The sequence below is a fragment of the Streptococcus sp. 2342 genome (genome assembly GCF_013276795.1).
GTDB lineage: Bacteria > Bacillota > Bacilli > Lactobacillales > Streptococcaceae > Streptococcus.
In genome coordinates this window covers 716,714-733,389 of sequence record NZ_VMLR01000003.1, presented here as the reverse complement: position 1 = coordinate 733,389, position 16,676 = coordinate 716,714, and the positions used below count along the sequence as shown (strand labels likewise).

The 16,676-nt window shown below is 41.1% G+C and carries 18 protein-coding genes, 1 pseudogene and 1 riboswitch; of the genes and pseudogenes, 5 read left to right on the top strand and 14 right to left on the bottom strand.

Annotated elements, in window-relative coordinates; translation table 11 throughout:
* Positions 1-54: 54 nt before the first annotated feature.
* Both HT689_RS05960 and HT689_RS05955 read right to left on the bottom strand, forming a co-directional pair.
* Positions 55-522 (bottom strand): cytidine/deoxycytidylate deaminase family protein, encoded by a 468-nt coding sequence (locus HT689_RS05960; RefSeq protein WP_000136973.1) that lies wholly within the window; start codon positions 520-522, stop codon positions 55-57.
* Between the two features lie 18 nt (positions 523-540).
* On the bottom strand, positions 541-1,098 hold the full coding sequence (locus tag HT689_RS05955; protein WP_000004135.1) for a TetR/AcrR family transcriptional regulator: 558 nt from the start codon (positions 1,096-1,098) through the stop codon (positions 541-543).
* Positions 1,099-1,222: 124 nt separating this feature from the next.
* On the opposite strand from HT689_RS05955, the gene HT689_RS05950 reads away from it, so the two are divergent.
* From HT689_RS05950 to HT689_RS05940, 3 genes are read left to right on the top strand one after another with little or no spacing between them, the layout of a single operon-like run.
* Positions 1,223-2,068, top strand: coding sequence for a DegV family protein (locus tag HT689_RS05950; RefSeq protein WP_173225320.1), 846 nt, complete (start codon positions 1,223-1,225; stop codon positions 2,066-2,068).
* Between the two features lie 58 nt (positions 2,069-2,126).
* Positions 2,127-3,299: an NAD(P)/FAD-dependent oxidoreductase gene (locus tag HT689_RS05945; protein WP_173225317.1), complete on the top strand. Its 1,173-nt coding sequence runs from the start codon at positions 2,127-2,129 to the stop codon at positions 3,297-3,299.
* A 49-nt stretch (positions 3,300-3,348) separates the two neighbouring features.
* Positions 3,349-3,870, top strand: coding sequence for a DUF1697 domain-containing protein (locus HT689_RS05940; protein WP_173225314.1), 522 nt, complete (start codon positions 3,349-3,351; stop codon positions 3,868-3,870).
* 41 nt (positions 3,871-3,911) lie between these two features.
* Here HT689_RS05940 and HT689_RS05935 read toward each other — a convergent pair.
* Positions 3,912-4,100, bottom strand: a pseudogene (locus HT689_RS05935) (TipAS antibiotic-recognition domain-containing protein); the annotation flags it as partial.
* 400 nt (positions 4,101-4,500) lie between these two features.
* On the opposite strand from HT689_RS05935, the gene HT689_RS05930 reads away from it, so the two are divergent.
* Positions 4,501-5,841, top strand: a complete 1,341-nt coding sequence (locus tag HT689_RS05930; RefSeq protein WP_173225311.1) for a sodium-dependent transporter — start codon at positions 4,501-4,503, stop codon at positions 5,839-5,841.
* A gap of 40 nt (positions 5,842-5,881) precedes the next feature.
* On the opposite strand, the gene manA is transcribed toward HT689_RS05930, so the two are convergent.
* The 8 genes from manA to HT689_RS05890 all read right to left on the bottom strand — a co-directional run bounded on the left by manA (position 5,882) and on the right by HT689_RS05890 (position 13,363).
* Entirely contained in the window at positions 5,882-6,826 is a 945-nt protein-coding gene (gene manA / locus HT689_RS05925) for a mannose-6-phosphate isomerase, class I (RefSeq protein WP_173225308.1), read from the bottom strand.
* 258 nt (positions 6,827-7,084) lie between these two features.
* Positions 7,085-7,345, bottom strand: a complete 261-nt coding sequence (locus tag HT689_RS05920; protein ID WP_001291476.1) for a SemiSWEET family transporter — start codon at positions 7,343-7,345, stop codon at positions 7,085-7,087.
* A 174-nt stretch (positions 7,346-7,519) separates the two neighbouring features.
* Positions 7,520-7,675 carry a hypothetical protein gene (locus HT689_RS05915; RefSeq protein ID WP_173225304.1) on the bottom strand — a complete coding sequence of 52 codons (156 nt, stop codon included), beginning with the start codon at positions 7,673-7,675 and terminating at the stop codon, positions 7,520-7,522.
* 281 nt (positions 7,676-7,956) lie between these two features.
* Positions 7,957-8,304 carry a VOC family protein gene (locus HT689_RS05910; RefSeq protein WP_173225301.1) on the bottom strand — a complete coding sequence of 116 codons (348 nt, stop codon included), beginning with the start codon at positions 8,302-8,304 and terminating at the stop codon, positions 7,957-7,959.
* A gap of 46 nt (positions 8,305-8,350) precedes the next feature.
* Positions 8,351-10,126 (bottom strand): pyruvate oxidase, encoded by a 1,776-nt coding sequence (gene spxB / locus HT689_RS05905; RefSeq protein ID WP_173225296.1) that lies wholly within the window; start codon positions 10,124-10,126, stop codon positions 8,351-8,353.
* A gap of 206 nt (positions 10,127-10,332) precedes the next feature.
* Complete coding sequence (locus HT689_RS05900) at positions 10,333-12,576, bottom strand: heavy metal translocating P-type ATPase (RefSeq protein WP_173225294.1); 2,244 nt, start codon at positions 12,574-12,576, stop codon at positions 10,333-10,335.
* Between the two features lie 9 nt (positions 12,577-12,585).
* A complete protein-coding gene (locus HT689_RS05895; RefSeq protein WP_173225291.1) occupies positions 12,586-12,957 on the bottom strand; it encodes a cupredoxin domain-containing protein in 372 nt (123 codons plus the stop codon).
* 10 nt (positions 12,958-12,967) lie between these two features.
* Positions 12,968-13,363 (bottom strand): CopY/TcrY family copper transport repressor, encoded by a 396-nt coding sequence (locus tag HT689_RS05890; RefSeq protein WP_173225288.1) that lies wholly within the window; start codon positions 13,361-13,363, stop codon positions 12,968-12,970.
* A gap of 183 nt (positions 13,364-13,546) precedes the next feature.
* Positions 13,547-13,645: riboswitch (TPP riboswitch) on the top strand.
* Between the two features lie 83 nt (positions 13,646-13,728).
* Between HT689_RS05890 and thiD the strand changes: the two genes are divergently transcribed.
* Positions 13,729-14,520, top strand: coding sequence for a bifunctional hydroxymethylpyrimidine kinase/phosphomethylpyrimidine kinase (gene thiD, locus HT689_RS05885; protein WP_173225285.1), 792 nt, complete (start codon positions 13,729-13,731; stop codon positions 14,518-14,520).
* 200 nt (positions 14,521-14,720) lie between these two features.
* Here thiD and thiE read toward each other — a convergent pair whose 3' ends face one another.
* Genes thiE through thiW form a run of 3 tightly spaced genes read right to left on the bottom strand, consistent with a single transcriptional unit; the run spans position 14,721 to position 16,673 of the window.
* Positions 14,721-15,353 carry a thiamine phosphate synthase gene (gene thiE / locus HT689_RS05880; protein ID WP_173225281.1) on the bottom strand — a complete coding sequence of 211 codons (633 nt, stop codon included), beginning with the start codon at positions 15,351-15,353 and terminating at the stop codon, positions 14,721-14,723.
* Positions 15,346-16,149, bottom strand: a complete 804-nt coding sequence (locus HT689_RS05875) for a hydroxyethylthiazole kinase (protein ID WP_173225278.1) — start codon at positions 16,147-16,149, stop codon at positions 15,346-15,348. Before HT689_RS05875 ends, thiE begins: the two co-directional genes overlap by 8 nt.
* Positions 16,149-16,673 (bottom strand): energy coupling factor transporter S component ThiW, encoded by a 525-nt coding sequence (gene thiW / locus HT689_RS05870; RefSeq protein WP_023933981.1) that lies wholly within the window; start codon positions 16,671-16,673, stop codon positions 16,149-16,151. The genes HT689_RS05875 and thiW overlap by 1 nt, the downstream gene beginning before the upstream one ends.
* Positions 16,674-16,676: the final 3 nt, after the last annotated feature.

Below are 16,676 nucleotides of genomic sequence, written 5' to 3'. Positions count from 1 at the left end.
TTATACCAAAAAACGGTTTAAAAATCTTTCTAAACCATTTGTTTTTGATAATTTTTACATTAGATCAGCCTCTTTAAGAGCGGCCTGTACGGTCTCAAGTGGTAAATGAGTTAATTCTGTTCCTTTTTCTTGATAAAGGTATTGGGCATAGTCATCCATTCGGTACTGGTTAATATAAACTACGCGCTTGCAACCGACCTGAAGTAATTGTTTGGTACAGTTGAGACAAGGAAAATGCGTCACATAGGCCGTAAAACCTTTAGGAACACCACGTTCTGCACCTTGGAGAATGGCATTAACCTCAGCGTGAAGGGTACGAACACAGTGGCCTTCAATGACCAGACATTCATGGTCAATACAATGCTCAGTCCCTGACACCGAACCATTGTAACCAGTGGAAATAACCTTATTATCCTTTACCAGAATTGCGCCCACTTTGGCACGTTTACAAGTGGAACGATTGGCAATCAGTAGGGCTTGGGCTGCAAAATACTCATCCCAAGCTAGTCTTTTTTCAGTCATATCTCTTCTCCTTTTTCTCTATTTTTTAAAAAATGGTAAACCTAAGTCTGCAATCTTTTCAGCTGGTACCTTCATGCCATCCTTGATCCATTTTAGGAGGACAGATACAATGGCTGAGCTCCAGAAGGAATGAAGATAAGAGCTGACACCTTTTGATTTCCCATGGTATTTTTCTAGAAATTCCTGCATGGCTTGGACAAAGATTTTTTCCAGATGGTAATCCAAGGCCAATTGAATCACTCTGGCTTCCTTTCTTGCCTCCCGGAAAAGGTGAACCCATACCAGATAAAGGTCTGTCTTTAGATCGTAATGATGCAGCTGCTCCATGATATTATGGACAGTTCGTTTAAAGACGCTTTCTAAAATTTCTTCTTTGGAATCATAATTACGGTAAAAGGCTGCACGAGAAACGCCTGCACGTTTGACCAATTCAGAAATACTAATCTTGGTCAAGTCCTTTTTTTCCAAGAGCTGCAAGAGGGCTGTTTCGATGGCTTCTCTGGTTAATAAATTGGATTCTTGGTTTGATTTTCTGAGATTTTCAAGAGACTTTTCAGAGATTCTACGTTCAGACATAACATTTTCTTTCTACTTGTCACAACAGACGGATGAGGCTTTTGTTTCAAGGGCTTTCATGATATAATTGTAAAAAAAGACAGAACCTTTGTCAATGTATAACTGACAAAGATGGAGAATTTCTATGACTTGGAAGATTATTGCTGACTCTGGTTGTGATTATCGTCAGCTGGAGACACCAGCTATTGACACGACCTTTGTAAGTGTTCCCTTAACCATTCAAGTAGCTGATCAGGTCTTTGTTGATGATGCCAGTCTTGATATTGACCAAATGATGGAAACCATGTATGCAACTGCAGAAGCTTCAAAATCAGCTTGTCCAAGCCCAGATGATTATTTGCGAGCATTTGAAGGAGCCAAAAACATTTTCCTAGTAACCATCACTGGTACTCTTTCTGGCAGTCACAATAGTGCTCAACTAGCCAAGAATATTTATCTGGAAGACCATCCTGACACTAAGATTCATGTAATTGATAGTTTGTCTGCTGGCGGGGAAGTTGACTTGCTCGTAGAAAAATTAAATGACTTGATTGACCAGGGCCTATCTTTTGAAGAAGTGGTTGAAGCTATCACTGCTTATCAAGAAAAAACCAAGTTGCTCTTTGTCCTAGCCAAAGTAGATAACTTGGTGAAGAACGGCCGTTTGAGTAAGCTTATCGGTACAGTCGTTGGCCTTCTCAACATCCGTATGGTTGGAGAAGCTAGTGAAACTGGAACTCTCGAATTGCTACAAAAAGCAAGAGGACCAAAGAAGTCGATTCAAGCAGCCTATGAAGAGTTAGTGAAAGCAGGATATGCTGGTGGCCGTATTGTCATGGCCCAACGCAATAACGAGAAATGTTGCCAACAGCTTTCAGACCGAATCCGTGAAAATTTCCCACAGGCGGATATTAAAATTCTCCCAACATCTGGTCTCTGCAGTTTTTATGCAGAAGATGGTGGTTTGCTGATGGGATATGAAATTGATTAATTGCATTCTTGACAAGAGGTGACCATCATCTCTTGTTTTTTTGTGGTACAATAGAGCTATGAAATATTTTGATACTATTGTCATCGGTGGAGGACCTGCTGGCATGATGGCTACGATTTCCAGTAGCTTTTATGGACAGAAAACCCTCCTCCTCGAAAAAAATCGGAAACTTGGAAAAAAATTAGCTGGGACAGGTGGGGGACGTTGCAATGTAACCAACAACGGAACTCTAGATGACCTACTAGCTGGAATCCCTGGAAATGGGCGCTTTCTCTACAGTGTCTTCTCCCAGTTTGATAACCATGATATCATTAACTTTTTTACAGAAAATGGTGTTAAACTTAAGGTCGAAGACCACGGCCGCGTCTTTCCTGCCAGTGACAAGTCTCGGACCATTATCGAAGCCTTGGAAAAGAAAATCACTGAACTAGGTGGTCAAATTGCTACTCAAACCGAAATTGTTTCGGTTAAAAAAATCGACAACCAGTTTGTCCTTAAGTCCGCAGACCAAACCTTCACTTGTGATAAACTCATTGTCACAACTGGTGGGAAATCCTATCCTTCTACTGGTTCAACTGGTTTTGGTCACGAGATTGCCCGCCATTTCAAACATACCATTACCGAACTTGAAGCCGCTGAAAGTCCTTTGTTGACAGATTTTCCACACAAGGCCTTACAGGGAATTTCATTGGATGATGTGACCCTAAGTTATGGAAAGCATGTCATCACTCACGATTTGCTCTTTACCCACTTTGGTTTGTCTGGCCCTGCTGCCCTGCGTATGTCTAGTTTTGTCAAGGGTGGGGAGCTTCTCTCACTGGATGTTTTGCCTCAACTTTCTGAGAAGGACTTGGCTGCATTTCTAGAAGAAAATCGGGAAAAATCCTTGAAAAATGCTTTAAAATCTTTATTACCTGAGCGCTTGGCTGAATTTTTTGTGCAAGTCTATCCTGAAAAAGTCAAACAACTGACTGAAAAGGAACGAGAACAACTTATCCAGTCTATCAAGGACCTCAAAATCCCTGTGACTGGCAAAATGTCCCTAGCCAAATCCTTTGTTACCAAGGGGGGCGTCAGTCTCAAGGAAATCAATCCTAAAACTTTGGAAAGTAAACTAGTCCCTGGACTCCACTTTGCTGGCGAAGTACTGGATATCAATGCCCACACAGGTGGCTTTAACATCACTTCTGCCCTCTGTACTGGCTGGGTGGCGGGATCAAACCCAATCTAAATCTAAATTATTCGATGGCTAAATCAGCCCCAAAAAGAAAGGAACGACTTTGGAACATATTATCTTGCTAAGGGGAGTTACTCCTAATGGAAAAAATGCTATCCCTAAAATGTCTTATCTAGTAGATATCTTGACAGAAGTTGGTTTTCAACAAGTTCGAACTTATATTCAAAGTGGAAATATCATTCTTGAAAGTGACTTAGATTTAGAAACAATACGAGAACGTGTTCATACTCTGATAAAGGAAAAAATTGGGGCCGACTTAAAAATGGTTATCAAGAACAAAAGTGATTTTACAAAAATTGTCCAAGAAAACCCGCTTGGAGAACACTATCTTTATGACCGTATACACGTGATTTTTTATCAAGAATCTATTCAAAGCCTCCCTTTAGAAAAATTGAAAATTGATTACGGCGAAGAAGAAATTTATGTCGGTAACCATTGTCTTTACCTCTATCTCCCTAGAACTGCAAAACAAAAAAAGCTCAATACTAACTATCTTGAAAAGCTTTTCAATGTAGATTTGACCATGCGAAAACTAAATGTAGTAGAAAAATTATTAAGCAAGTAGTGATTGAATTTAGTAAAAATCGGAAGAATACTCCTCCGATTTTATTTTGTCTGAGTTTGGACATAGTGGGCAATGACATCTGATGTGTACTGGGCTGTTCCTGGGCCAAATTTGTCAATGTTTTCCTTAAATTCTGGGTTGTAGACGTAGCCTTTACCGATATGACCGAATACCTCAATAGAGCAGTCAAATCCATAAGTACGGATGGCTTGCAAGAGTTTAGCAGCTTCTTTTATATGGTACATGATTTCCTCCTTATACTCAATGAAAATCAAATAGCAAACTAGAAAGCTATCCGCGGGTTGCTCAAAGCACTGCTTTGAGGTTGTAGATAAGACTGACGAAGTCAGTCACATATATAATCCAAGGCGACGCTGACGTGGTTTGAAGAAATTTTCGAAGAGTATTACATTGATAGTATAACCCCTCCCCTTAGGTCAGAGTCAAGTGTTTTTGCGAAATTTTTTACTTTATCATAACATGAAAATGGTTTTCTTGACAGACCTTAGAAAACATGATAGGATAGTCAAGTCTATCAATCAAAAGAAACGCTCACTTTGAGTACTGATGAGGCTAGTTGCCAAGGGCAGTAGCTTTTTCTTTTGTAATACTAATTTTAGGAGTTTAACTATGTCTGAAAAATCGCAATGGGGTTCTAAACTGGGCTTTATCCTAGCATCTGCTGGTTCAGCCATCGGACTTGGTGCCGTTTGGAAATTCCCCTACATGACTGCTGCTAACGGTGGAGGAGGCTTTTTACTGATCTTTCTCATTTCCACTATTTTAATCGGTTTCCCCCTATTGCTGGCTGAATTTGCTCTCGGCCGAAGTGCTGGTGTCTCAGCTATCAAAACCTTTGGAAAACTAGGCAAGAATAGTAAGTACAACTTTATCGGTTGGATTGGTGCCTTTGCCCTCTTTATCCTCTTATCTTTCTACAGTGTTATTGGAGGATGGGTCTTCATTTATTTAGGTATCGCTATCGGTAAAGCTCTCCACCTAGGCATTACCAATGACTATGCTCAGCTCTTTACCGATATTATTTCTAATCCAGTCATTGCCCTAGGAGCTCAAGCTGCCTTTATCCTGTTGAATATCTTTATTGTATCACGTGGGGTTCAAAAAGGGATTGAAAGAGCTTCTAAGGTCATGATGCCCCTGCTCTTTATCATCTTTGTCGTCATCATCGGACGCTCTCTCAGCTTGCCAAATGCCATGGAAGGGGTTCTCTACTTCCTCAAACCAGACTTTTCAAAACTAACTAGCGCTGGTCTCCTCTATGCTCTGGGACAATCTTTCTTTGCCCTCTCACTAGGGGTGACAGCCATGCTGACCTATGCATCCTACTTGGACAAGAAAACCAATCTGGTACAGTCAGGGATTTCCATTGTAGCTATGAACATCTCAGTATCCATCATGGCAGGACTAGCCATTTTCCCAGCCATGTCAGCCTTCAATATCCAGTCTGAAGGGGGACCGAGCTTGCTCTTTATCGTCTTGCCTCAACTCTTTGACAAGATGCCTTTTGGAACTATTTTCTACATCCTCTTCCTCTTGCTCTTCCTCTTTGCGACGGTCACTTCTTCCGTCGTTATGCTGGAAATCAATGTAGGCAATATCACCAATCAAGACAACAGCAAGCGTGCTATGTGGAGTGCCATTTTAGGGATTCTGACCTTTGCCTTTGGGATTCCCTCAGCCCTTTCTTACGGTGTTATGGCGGATGTTCACATCTTTGGGAAGACCTTCTTTGACGCTATGGACTTCTTGGTTTCCAATCTCCTCATGCCATTTGGAGCTCTCTGTCTTTCACTCTTTACTGGCTACATCTTTAAGAAGGCCCTTGCTATGGAGGAATTCCATCTTGATGAAACGGTATGGAAACAAGGACTGTTCCAAGTCTGGCTCTTCCTTCTTCGTTTCGTCATTCCAATCATCATCATCGTGGTCTTCATCGCCCAATTTATGTAATCAAAAAGGACTTGAGTAGTAAACTCAGGCCCTTTCTTTTTTATGGATGGCTAACAATCAATTCCAAACCTTGCCCTTCCAGAGTCCAAGCTTCAACATCACTTGGTAGGATAAAGTGGCTGCCTTTTTGGATTGGATAGTTTTTTCCGTCAACAGTTAGCTGACCTTGACCAGCTAGGACACTCAATAAGCTGTAGTCAGCTGTCTTTTCGAAGTCAACTTTTCCAGTAATTTCCCACTTGTAAACTGCGAAGAAATCATTAGAGACAAGTAAAGTTGAGCGTAAATCATCAGCTTTGACAGTCACAGGACGGCTATTTGCTGGCTCACCAATGTTCAAGACATCAATGGATTTTTCAAGATGAAGTTCACGCAAGTTGCCTTTGTCATCCTTGCGGTCAAAGTCATAGACGCGATAGGTGGTATCGCTAGACTGCTGGGTTTCAAGAATCAAGATACCTGCACCGATAGCGTGCATGGTGCCACTTGGCACATAGAAGAAATCTCCAGCTTTAACTGGTACTTTTGTCAGCAAGGCATCCCAGTTCTTGTCCTCGATTTGCTGGCGGAGTTCTTCTTTTGACTTGGCATTATGGCCGTAGATAATCTCTGAACCTTCATCCGCTGCAATGATGTACCAGCACTCTGTTTTTCCGAGTTCGCCTTCATGCTCTAATCCATAAGCATCGTCTGGGTGAACTTGGACGCTGAGCCAGTCGTTGGCATCGAGGATTTTGGTCAAAAGCGGAAATACAGGTTCTGGACGATTGCCAAATAATTCACGGTGCTCTGCATATAAAGTAGCTAGATCTATTCCCTCGTAGCGACCAATGGCAACTTTAGAGACGCCATTTGGATGGGCTGAGATGGCCCAGTATTCTCCGATTTTTTCACTTGGAATGTCGTAGCCAAACTCATCACGTAGCTTGGTTCCACCCCAGATTTTTTCTTGCATAACTGATTGTAAAAATAATGGTTCTGACATCTTGATCTCCTGTCTGATTTTTCTTCCTTCATTATAGCAAAAAAAGAGTTCCATTTGAACTCTTTTTAACATCTTATAAAGTAGGGAGAAGATTTTGTAAAAATAGTAACGATATACTTTTTTCTTTGATAGAGACGAACATAAAAGACTCTCATAAAGCTAGCTGTAACTGGACTTTTTCCCCCAACTCTCATTCAAAAATTACTTTAATGAAGCATCTATTTTCATAAAATAAAAAGACTGAAAGCAGTCTTCTTTTTAAATCAAAGCTGTGATAGCCGTTACTAAACCAAAAACGATACCTGGTGCATTAGCAGCTGCAAGTGGAATATCTCTTTCCTTCTTGAAAAGACCATAGTAAACCCAGAGACTACAGTTGATAGCTGCGACTAGGGGTTGAATGAAGTTGCCTTTTTGACCGGCAAGATTATTCATGATTTGTGGGAAGTAAGACACATACATCATAACAGACATGAAAGTCGCTACCCACCCCAACACTTTCATTTGTTTTTCAGACATTTTCAAAACCTCTTTTATTCTTTTATACTTTCTATTTTATAATTTAATACAAAAATAAGCAAGAGTTTGAGAGTTTTGCTATAAAAATGTAAACTATCACAGTCTTGTGATAAGAAAAAGACCGGATTGCTCCGATCTGTACGATTCATAAAATGTAAAAATGAATAGCTTTTGTCAATGAAGCGATTGATTGATGGTAAATAAACCGTTAGAAATTATTTGAGCAATAACTTCAAGACCGTGCAAAATAAAATTTCCTACAATCAAACCTATAATAATTGAACAGATAATCATGGTCACACAGATTAGATAAATATCCTTTTTTTTCATCTCTTTCCTCCTACTATCTATTCATGAAGATATTTCAATCCCAACTTCCAATGAAATAATAAAATCCACTTACAACAGCTGTTTAATCATATTTCTCCTTTCCATATCAGTTTCATTTTCTACTGTTATATTTTTATTATAAGATTTTGGGAAAGCGCTGTCAACTATTTATATGCAATTTCTTTATATAAAAAGACCGGATTGCTCCGATCTTTCAATAGTTCCTATTCTCAATTTCTGTTTTAAGAATGGTTAAGGTTAACGTCAAATGACTAAGCGTCCTATTTCATACGATAAAAATCAATCACTAGACCAGCTGGACCTTTAACTAATAAGGACTCTGTTCCCCAATCCGTTTCACAAATACCGTTTAAAATCTCGACACCGATCTCTTTTAAACGTTGGTAATCCTTGTCTACATTCTCAATCTCAAGGTGAAGAATGATGCCTGACTGAAAATCTTCCAAAGGAATCAAATGATTTCGGGACAACATGAGACAGTGACTGCCAATCGTAAACTGAGCAAAAACATCATCAGCATAATCTGCCTTTTTATCCAAGATATACTCCAAGTCAGCACAGACTTGGGGAACATCTGAAACGATAATATCTAATTGATTTAAATTCATTTACTATCCTCCATAAAAAGACCGGATTGCTCCGATCTTTCGTTGTTTATTTAATTGCGCGTGATTGCAATCCTTCTTCTTCCAAGAAGAGACGGAATGGTACGAGTTCTTCTGCTTCGTATTTTTCTTTGAAGGCTTTGATAGCTTCTTCTGAGTGTTGTTTTGGATCCAATTCAAGTACTTCTACTGGAAGTGGACGGTGTGGAGTGATGCGAGCATCGATCACAACAGTTTTACCTTCTTTGTTCAATTTAACAGCTTCTGCAACCACTGCATCGATGTCTTCGATACGGTCAACTGTAAATCCAACAGCTCCCTGAGCTTCAGCAATTTTCGCATAGTCAGCATTAGGGAAGTCACAACCAAACAAGTGTTTGTTTGTGTCTTCGTATTTGTCCTTGATGAAGGCATATTTACCATTTGAGAAGACAACGTTGATAACTGGAAGGTCGTATTGAACGTTTGTGATAACGTCTGGGTAGCACATGTTGAATGCACCGTCACCCATGATGTTCCATACTTGGCGATCTGGATTGTCTTTCTTAGCAGCGATACCACCAGGAAGGGCAATACCCATTGTCGCAAATAGTGGAGATGTACGCCACATGTTCTTAGGTGTCATGTGAAGGTGACGAGTAGATGTTTGAGTAGTGTCACCTACGTCAATTGAGTAGATAGCGTCTTGATCAGCATGTTTGTTGATTGCATTGTAAACTTGATACAATTGCAATTCACCCTCAGTTTTACCTTCGAGTTTGTTCATGTAATCACGCCAGTTTTGGTTGTTCTTAACGTTTGCACGCCACCATGGAGTAGATTCAACTGGATTCACTTTGTCAAGGATAGCTTTGGCTGCTTGACCTGCATCACCAAGGATTGAAGCGTCTAAGGCATGACGTTTACCAAGTTTGTAAGGGTCAATATCAACTTGGATGAATTTTTCAGTGTTCTTGAATGCTTCGTAAACTTCAGCAAATGGGAAGTTTGAACCAAGGAAAAGAACTGTGTCTGCTTCAAAGACCACTTCGTTGGCTGGTTTCCAACCAACACGGTAAGCAGAACCTGTCAAACCTTCATAGTTCCATTCAAAGGCTTCAAAGTTTTTACCAGTTGTGATAATTGGTGCTTTGATTTTACGTGACAATTCAGTGATCACTTCACCTGCTTTAACACCACCGTAACCAGCATAGATAACTGGACGTTCAGCATTGTTCAAGATTTCAACAGCTTTGTCGATTTCAACTTCGTTCAAAGCAGGAGCGATGAATGAACGTTCATATGAACCTGAACCGTAGTATGAGCTTTCGTCGATTTCTTGGAAACCGAAGTTTACTGGGATTTCAACAACAGCTGGACCTTTTTTAGAAACTGCAGCACGGCAAGCTTCGTCAATTACTTTTGGCAATTGCTCAGCGTAAGCTACACGTTTGTTATATACAGCGATACCGTTGTACATTGGGTTTTGGTTCAATTCTTGGAAAGCATCCATGTTGAGTTCGTTAACTGGACGTGATCCAAGGATCGCTAGGAATGGAGTGTTATCCATAGCTGCATCGTAAACACCGTTAATCAAGTGAGTCGCACCTGGACCACCTGAACCAACTGCAACCCCAATTGAGCCACCGAATTTAGCTTGCATAACCGCTGCAAGAGCACCTGTTTCTTCGTGGCGAACTTGCAAGAAGCGGATATCTTTTTCTTCAGCCAAAGCGTCCATCAATGAGCTGAGTGTTCCTGATGGGATACCGTAGATTGTGTCTACGCCCCATGTTTTCAATACGTTAAGCATTGCTGCAGATGCAGTAATTTTCCCTTGAGTCATAGTGATAACTCTCCTTCAATTTTTTTAGACTTGGAGAATACGATTACATAGAATTGGAAACGTTCTCCAAATTTTTACTATTCCACTGTATCATATTTATGCTGACTTTTCTAAAAATCTGCTCAAAACTCTCTATTCTCTATTCTAATACAGTTTTGAAAACGCTGCTATTCCTGTTTTATAACAAAGAAATCTAGTCATTACTTTTAGTCTATTTTAGTAAAGTTTAAGAGAAGAGAACTGGTCAGAACGGATACAGAACTAAAGGCCATGGCTAAACCTGCCAGTTCTGGATTGAGAGCCAGTCCAACACCTGAAAAGACTCCTGCTGCAATCGGAATTCCGGCGACATTGTAGATAAAGGCCCAGAAAAGATTGAGCAGAATTCGATGAAAGGTTTTCTTACTCATGTCAAAGGCACGCACCACGCCTAGGAGGTTATTGGTTGTCAACACCAAATCTGCTGACTCGATGGCAATATCTGTTCCAGCTCCCATGGCAATTCCCACATCTGCTACACTGAGGGCAGGAGCGTCATTGATACCGTCCCCAACAAAGGCTACTTTGCCAGCTGCTTGTAGTTTATGGATTTCATGGGCTTTTTCTTCTGGCAAGACGCCTGCAATGACCTCTTCAATTCCGATTTGATCTGCAATAGCACGCGCTACACCTGCATTATCTCCTGTCAGCATGACTGTTTTAAGGCCACGCTTTTTCAACTGACTGATGGCTAGCTTAGCATTTTCCTTGGGAATATCTTGCAAAGCAAGCAAGCCTTTGATTTCATTGTCAACAGCCAAGAACACAACTGTCTTAGCTTCTTTTTCTAGTTCTTCTAGTTTTTCTTGATAAGTGCTAGAAATGTTCATGCCATCCAGCATTTTAGCATTTCCAAGCAAAACTTGTTTTCCATTGATTTGCCCTGAGACACCTTTTCCGTGCAAGGCTTGGAAATTTTCAACAGTTTGAAACTCAAGTCCAGCTTCACTCGCTCGTTTCACAACGGCTTCAGCCAGTGGGTGTTGAGAAGCTTCTTCCAAGGAAGCTGCCAATCCAAGCACTTCTACTTCGTCGCCGATGATATCTGTGACCACAGGTTTCCCTTCCGTCAAAGTTCCTGTCTTATCAAAAACAATAGTTTGGACTTTCTGGATTTCCTGTAGAACCGTTCCATTTTTGAGGAGAACTCCCATCTTGGCACTGCGACCTGTCCCCACCATAAGGGCTGTCGGTGTTGCAAGTCCCAAGGCACAAGGGCAGGCAATAATCAGAACTGCTACTCCATAGAGAAGCGAAGACACAAAGCTCGCCCCAAGCACAACTACACTATCCCTGAGCAAGACGAACCAAACCCAAAAGGTCACAATCCCTAAAATGACAACTGCTGGGACAAAAATCCCTGAAATTTTATCCGTCAAGTCCTGAATCGGCGCACGACTTGTTTGAGCTTTCTTCACAAAATCCACAATCTGAGCCAAAACAGTCTCTGAACCAACTTTTTCTGCTCTAAAAATAAGCGTTCCGCTATTATTGATGGTTGAGCCAATGACAGTATCTCCAACTGTTTTGTCCACTGGTAGGCTCTCACCTGTCACCATAGACTCATCAATACTAGAGATACCTTCTACTACGACACCATCAACCGCAATCTTTTCACCGGGACGCACTCGAATCAGGTCACCTACCTTGACTTGTTCCAAAGGAACTTGAACATAGCGTTCATCACGCAAGACTTCTGCTGTTTTAGCCTGCAAGTCCAGCAATTTCTCCACAGCTTGGGAAGTATTTTTCCGCATTTTCTCCTCAAAAACGGCTCCCATAAGAACGAAGAAGAAGATAAATGCAGCACTTTCAAAGTAAACGGGGAGACCAGCGAAGAGGGCAACTAAGCTATAGAAATAGGCCACTAGGGTTCCCAGAGCAACCAAGGTATCCATGTTGGCATTGTGCTTTTTAAAACTAGCCCAAGCACTTTGGATATAAGGACCACCTGCTACTAGCATGATCGGTGTTGTGGCTAAAAAGGTTCCCCAACGCAGGACTTGGTGACTAATTCCTCCTGTCGACATCCCAATCATGAGAATCACAAGAGGCACAGTAAAGATACTAGTAATCCAAAAACGCTGTAAAAGTGATAGAGATTTTCGAATCTTCTCAACTACGGTATAACTCCCCTTTTGCATCTTCATGCCACAAGAAAATTCATGTTGACCTAATTCTTGAGGGGTAAAACGAATTGTCTTCTCTTCATCCACGCCGATTGGTTCCAAGATGCCTTCTTCTTCAAAAAGAATTTCCTTATAACAGTTTGAAGGTGTCACACGGTGAAAGGTGATAACAGCAGGAACTCCTTTTTGCAGTTGAATGTGGGCTGGATGGTAGCCTTTGTCTGCCGTGATACGGATTTTTTGAACACCATTTTCAAGACTTGCTTTCACAATTTCAGTCATATCATTCTCCTATTCTACAATCATCTTACCGTGCATCATGTTCATACCACAAGCAAATCCAAATTCTCCAGCCTGCTCAGGCGTGATTTCCACTACATACTCTTCCCCCATAGGCAGGTCCGCATGTACACCAAAATCTGGAAAAACAATTTGGTCCAGACAGGGTGAAGGATCCTTGCGGTCAAAGACAATGCGGGCTGGCACTGATTTCTTGAGGATAAGCAACTCAGGCGTATAGCCTCCCATGACTTCCACTCGAATCTCTTGGTAGCCCTTTTTTTGCTGGGCCTTTTGTCCAGATTTTTCAGGCTTTTTGAAAAACCAAAACAAGATAAACGCGATAAGGGCAATACAAATAATGGTTACAATACTATTTAACATGACGTCTCCTTTACATACAATTACATTTTACTTTTGTTACAGCGCTTGATTTCTTCTCAGAAATCACAGCTTCCAAGTCTTCCAAGTCAGCCTGAGTAAAATCACATTCAGCAATCAAATCAGCCAACAAGTTCTTAATCCTACGAGAACAAACCTTGTCCTTGATATCTTGGACAAGTAAATCCCGACTTTGGTCCAAAGTTAAAAGGGCTGAATAGACAAAGAACTTGCCTTCTTTTTTCCTTGTCAGACACTCTTTCTCAACCAAACGAGCCAAAAGAGTTTGAATGGTTGACTTGGACCAGTCGAACCGCTCCGCCAGAACCTTGATCAAATCCGTACTAGTCTGCTCTCCTTGCATCCAAATAATCTTCATAACCTGCCATTCTGCATCTGAAATCTGCATAATCACACCTCCAAAATCTACATTTGTCGATTACAGTTATTAGTATACTCCTAAAATCTACATTTGTCAATTATAAAATCAATCTTTTCTTTGAAAAATTGAATTTTAACCATATAATACAGGATTTTCAGTCAAATCTTACTATATAAACTATAAAAATATGCTATACTAAAGAAAAAAGAAAACAACCACTAGGGGTGCGTAAAGCTGAGATTAACAACTGTTAGATCCCTTTAACTCAATCTAGGTAATGCTAGCTGATGGAAGTGGAAATGATAATGGGGACTAGCAGTCTTCTATTGCCTTCCTGAAACAGATTAGCTTGTTCTTAAGAATACAAACTTCAGTTGGTTGGGAGGTTTTAGATGACTTATTTACCCGTTGCTTTGACCATTGCAGGAACTGACCCAAGTGGCGGTGCTGGCATTATGGCTGATTTAAAGTCATTCCAAGCGAGAGATGTCTATGGAATGGCTGTTGTAACCAGTCTTGTCGCTCAAAATACCAGAGGCGTTCAATTGATCGAGCACGTTTCTCCTCAAATGTTGAAAGCCCAATTGGACAGTGTCTTTTCGGATATTCCACCTCAGGCTGTAAAAACTGGGATGTTAGCAACTACTGAAATTATGGAAATCATCCAGCCCTATCTTAAAAAGCTGGATTGTCCCTATGTTTTAGATCCAGTTATGGTAGCGACTAGCGGAGATGCCTTGATCGACTCAAGTGCTAGAGACTATCTCAAAACAAACTTACTACCTCTAGCAACTATTATTACGCCAAATCTTCCTGAGGCAGAAGAGATTGTTGGTTTTTCAATCCATGATCCTGAAGACATGCAGCGTGCTGGTCGCCTGATTCTAAAAGAATTTGGTCCTCAGTCTGTAGTCATCAAAGGTGGTCATCTCGAAGGCGGTGCTAAGGATTTCCTCTTTACCAAGGATGAACAGTTTGTCTGGGAAAGCCCACGAATTCAAACCTGTCACACCCATGGTACTGGATGTACCTTTGCTGCAGTAATTACTGCTGAACTAGCCAAGGGAAAAAGCCTTTATCAGGCAGTTGATAAGGCCAAGGCCTTTATCACAAAAGCTATTCAAGACGCTCCTCAACTTGGTCATGGTTCTGGCCCAGTCAACCATACAACTTTTAAAGATTAAGAAAAAAACTCTCTAGTTCCCACTTTAAGGGAATTAGAGAGTTTTTATACTCTTCGAAAATCTCTTCAAACTACGTCAGCTTCCATCTGCAACCTCAAAACACTGTTTTGAGCTGACTTCATCAGTCTTATCTAAAACCTCAAGGCAGGGCTTTGAGCAACCTGAGGCTAGCTTCCTCTTTGATTTTCATTGAGTATTAGTTAGGAAATAATGTCATGCAACTTTGTTAAAAAGGCTTGCGTTTTTGCCTCAATATCTTCTGCCTGCATCAAATCACGTACAACAGCTACACCAGCGATGCCAGTGCCCATAAGCTGGTCAATGTTCTCTGAAGTCAGGCCTCCAATAGCAACTACTGGAATGTCAACCGTTTGGCAAATTGTTTTCAAGGTCGATATCAGAGTAATGGGCGCATTTTCCTTGGTGGTGGTTGGGAAAATGGCTCCTGTCCCCAAGTAATCTGCACCTGATGTTTCTGCTTCCAGAGCTCTTTTTATTGTTTTAGCGGTGACACCGAGGATTTTTTCAGGTCCCAAGACTTGTCGGGCAACCGAAACTGGTAATTCATCGTCTCCGATATGCAGACCTGCAGCATCGACTGCAAGACAAACATCCAAACGATCATCGATTATCAAGGGTACCTGATAAACATCTGTTATTTCCTTGACTTGTTTTGCTAGTTGATAATATTGATTGGTTGTGAGATTTTTTTCTCGTAATTGGACTATGGTAACCCCTGAACGGCAAGCCGTCTCAACCTTTTCAAGAAATCTTTCCACGGAATCTTGGTAGCGATTGGTTACCAGATATAGTCTAAGTGCTTCTCTATTCATAAACCTCTCCTTTGATGGCATCTAACCAGTTTTTATCTCTCCTTAGAAGCGAAAACTGATTGAGTACTTGGTAACGAAATTCTTCCAATCCCATTCCTTGAACAACTATTCTCTCAGCGGAGATATTAAGATAAGAGACTGCTAAACACGAAGCTTCAAATCCAGTCTTTCCTTGGCTGAGAAAAACGGCTGTCAAGGCTCCAACCAAGTCTCCTGTCCCTGTTATCCAGTCTAATTCTGCACAGCCATTTCCCAGTACAGCGACCTGATTCTTCGAAACGATGAGATCCTTAGGACCAGTAACTAAGAATGACATACCAGGATAGGTCTGACACCAGTCTTTCAAGACTTGAAGCAAATCCTCCGTTTCTTGATCTTTAGCACTCGCATCGACCCCAACGCCGTGGTGTTTTAAGCCAACAAGACTTCGGATTTCTGACATATTTCCTTTAAGGACCGTAGGGCTATTGTCTAAAAGGTCTTTAACTAAGCTCTTACGAATGACTGAAGCTGTTACGCCAACCGCATCTACTACCATTGGGAGACAAACTTGAGCTGCATAAGAAGCTGCCATACGGATTGCTTTTTCCTTCTCAGCTGACAAATGCCCCAAATTGATGAAGAGTGCCTGGCTTTGCTTAGTAAAATCAAGAACCTCACGGGAATCATCTGCCATAACTGGTTTACATCCCAAAGCCAAAATCCCATTTGCTAGCATCTCACAAGAAATCTCATTGGTAATACAGTGAATTAGGGAAGTCATTTCCAGAGGAAAAGGATTTGTCAATGCCTGCATCAGTCTATCCTTTCACCAAAGAAATATCCTTGCACTTTTTTAAAGAATTCCTGCTTGATTAAAAATCGAAAGGCAATAAAGGAAATCGCTGTACCAATCAAGGTTGCTCCGAAAAATCGAGGAGTGTAGATAAACCAGCTGAGCTTTGCAGCCGATCCTGTAAAGAGCACCATAACAGGATAGGAAACAATAGAACCAATGATACCTGTTCCCAAAATCTCTCCTAGAGCAGAATAGTGAAATTTTCGACCATACTTATAAAAGAGACCTGCTAGAAGGGCTCCAAAAGTCGCTCCTGTGAGAGCTAAAGGCGGAATCCCTTGAGTCGTCATACGGATAAAGGCTGTCACTGTAGCCATAGCCAAGGCATAAACAGGTCCCATCATGATTCCTGCTAGAATATTGACTACACTGGACATCGGTGCCATTCCCTCAATTCGAAAAATAGGTGTAAGGACTACATCAAGGGCAATCATCATAGATAAAATGGTTAATTTGTGAACTTGTAATTGGTGCTTTCTCATGTT

What these genes read in the sequence shown, in the direction of transcription:
- HT689_RS05960 (WP_000136973.1), bottom strand. Translation starts at nt 522, where the DNA reads ATGACTGAAAAAAGACTAGCTTGGGATGAGTATTTTGCAGCCCAAGCC.
- HT689_RS05955 (WP_000004135.1), bottom strand. Translation starts at nt 1,098, where the DNA reads ATGTCTGAACGTAGAATCTCTGAAAAGTCTCTTGAAAATCTCAGAAAA.
- HT689_RS05950 (WP_173225320.1), top strand. Translation starts at nt 1,223, where the DNA reads ATGACTTGGAAGATTATTGCTGACTCTGGTTGTGATTATCGTCAGCTG.
- HT689_RS05945 (WP_173225317.1), top strand. Translation starts at nt 2,127, where the DNA reads ATGAAATATTTTGATACTATTGTCATCGGTGGAGGACCTGCTGGCATG.
- HT689_RS05930 (WP_173225311.1), top strand. Translation starts at nt 4,501, where the DNA reads ATGTCTGAAAAATCGCAATGGGGTTCTAAACTGGGCTTTATCCTAGCA.
- manA (WP_173225308.1), bottom strand. Translation starts at nt 6,826, where the DNA reads ATGTCAGAACCATTATTTTTACAATCAGTTATGCAAGAAAAAATCTGG.
- HT689_RS05920 (WP_001291476.1), bottom strand. Translation starts at nt 7,345, where the DNA reads ATGTCTGAAAAACAAATGAAAGTGTTGGGGTGGGTAGCGACTTTCATG.
- HT689_RS05915 (WP_173225304.1), bottom strand. Translation starts at nt 7,675, where the DNA reads ATGAAAAAAAAGGATATTTATCTAATCTGTGTGACCATGATTATCTGT.
- HT689_RS05910 (WP_173225301.1), bottom strand. Translation starts at nt 8,304, where the DNA reads ATGAATTTAAATCAATTAGATATTATCGTTTCAGATGTTCCCCAAGTC.
- spxB (WP_173225296.1), bottom strand. Translation starts at nt 10,126, where the DNA reads ATGACTCAAGGGAAAATTACTGCATCTGCAGCAATGCTTAACGTATTG.
- HT689_RS05900 (WP_173225294.1), bottom strand. Translation starts at nt 12,576, where the DNA reads ATGACTGAAATTGTGAAAGCAAGTCTTGAAAATGGTGTTCAAAAAATC.
- HT689_RS05895 (WP_173225291.1), bottom strand. Translation starts at nt 12,957, where the DNA reads ATGTTAAATAGTATTGTAACCATTATTTGTATTGCCCTTATCGCGTTT.
- HT689_RS05890 (WP_173225288.1), bottom strand. Translation starts at nt 13,363, where the DNA reads ATGCAGATTTCAGATGCAGAATGGCAGGTTATGAAGATTATTTGGATG.
- thiD (WP_173225285.1), top strand. Translation starts at nt 13,729, where the DNA reads ATGACTTATTTACCCGTTGCTTTGACCATTGCAGGAACTGACCCAAGT.
- thiE (WP_173225281.1), bottom strand. Translation starts at nt 15,353, where the DNA reads ATGAATAGAGAAGCACTTAGACTATATCTGGTAACCAATCGCTACCAA.
- HT689_RS05875 (WP_173225278.1), bottom strand. Translation starts at nt 16,149, where the DNA reads ATGCAGGCATTGACAAATCCTTTTCCTCTGGAAATGACTTCCCTAATT.
- thiW (WP_023933981.1), bottom strand. Translation starts at nt 16,673, where the DNA reads ATGAGAAAGCACCAATTACAAGTTCACAAATTAACCATTTTATCTATG.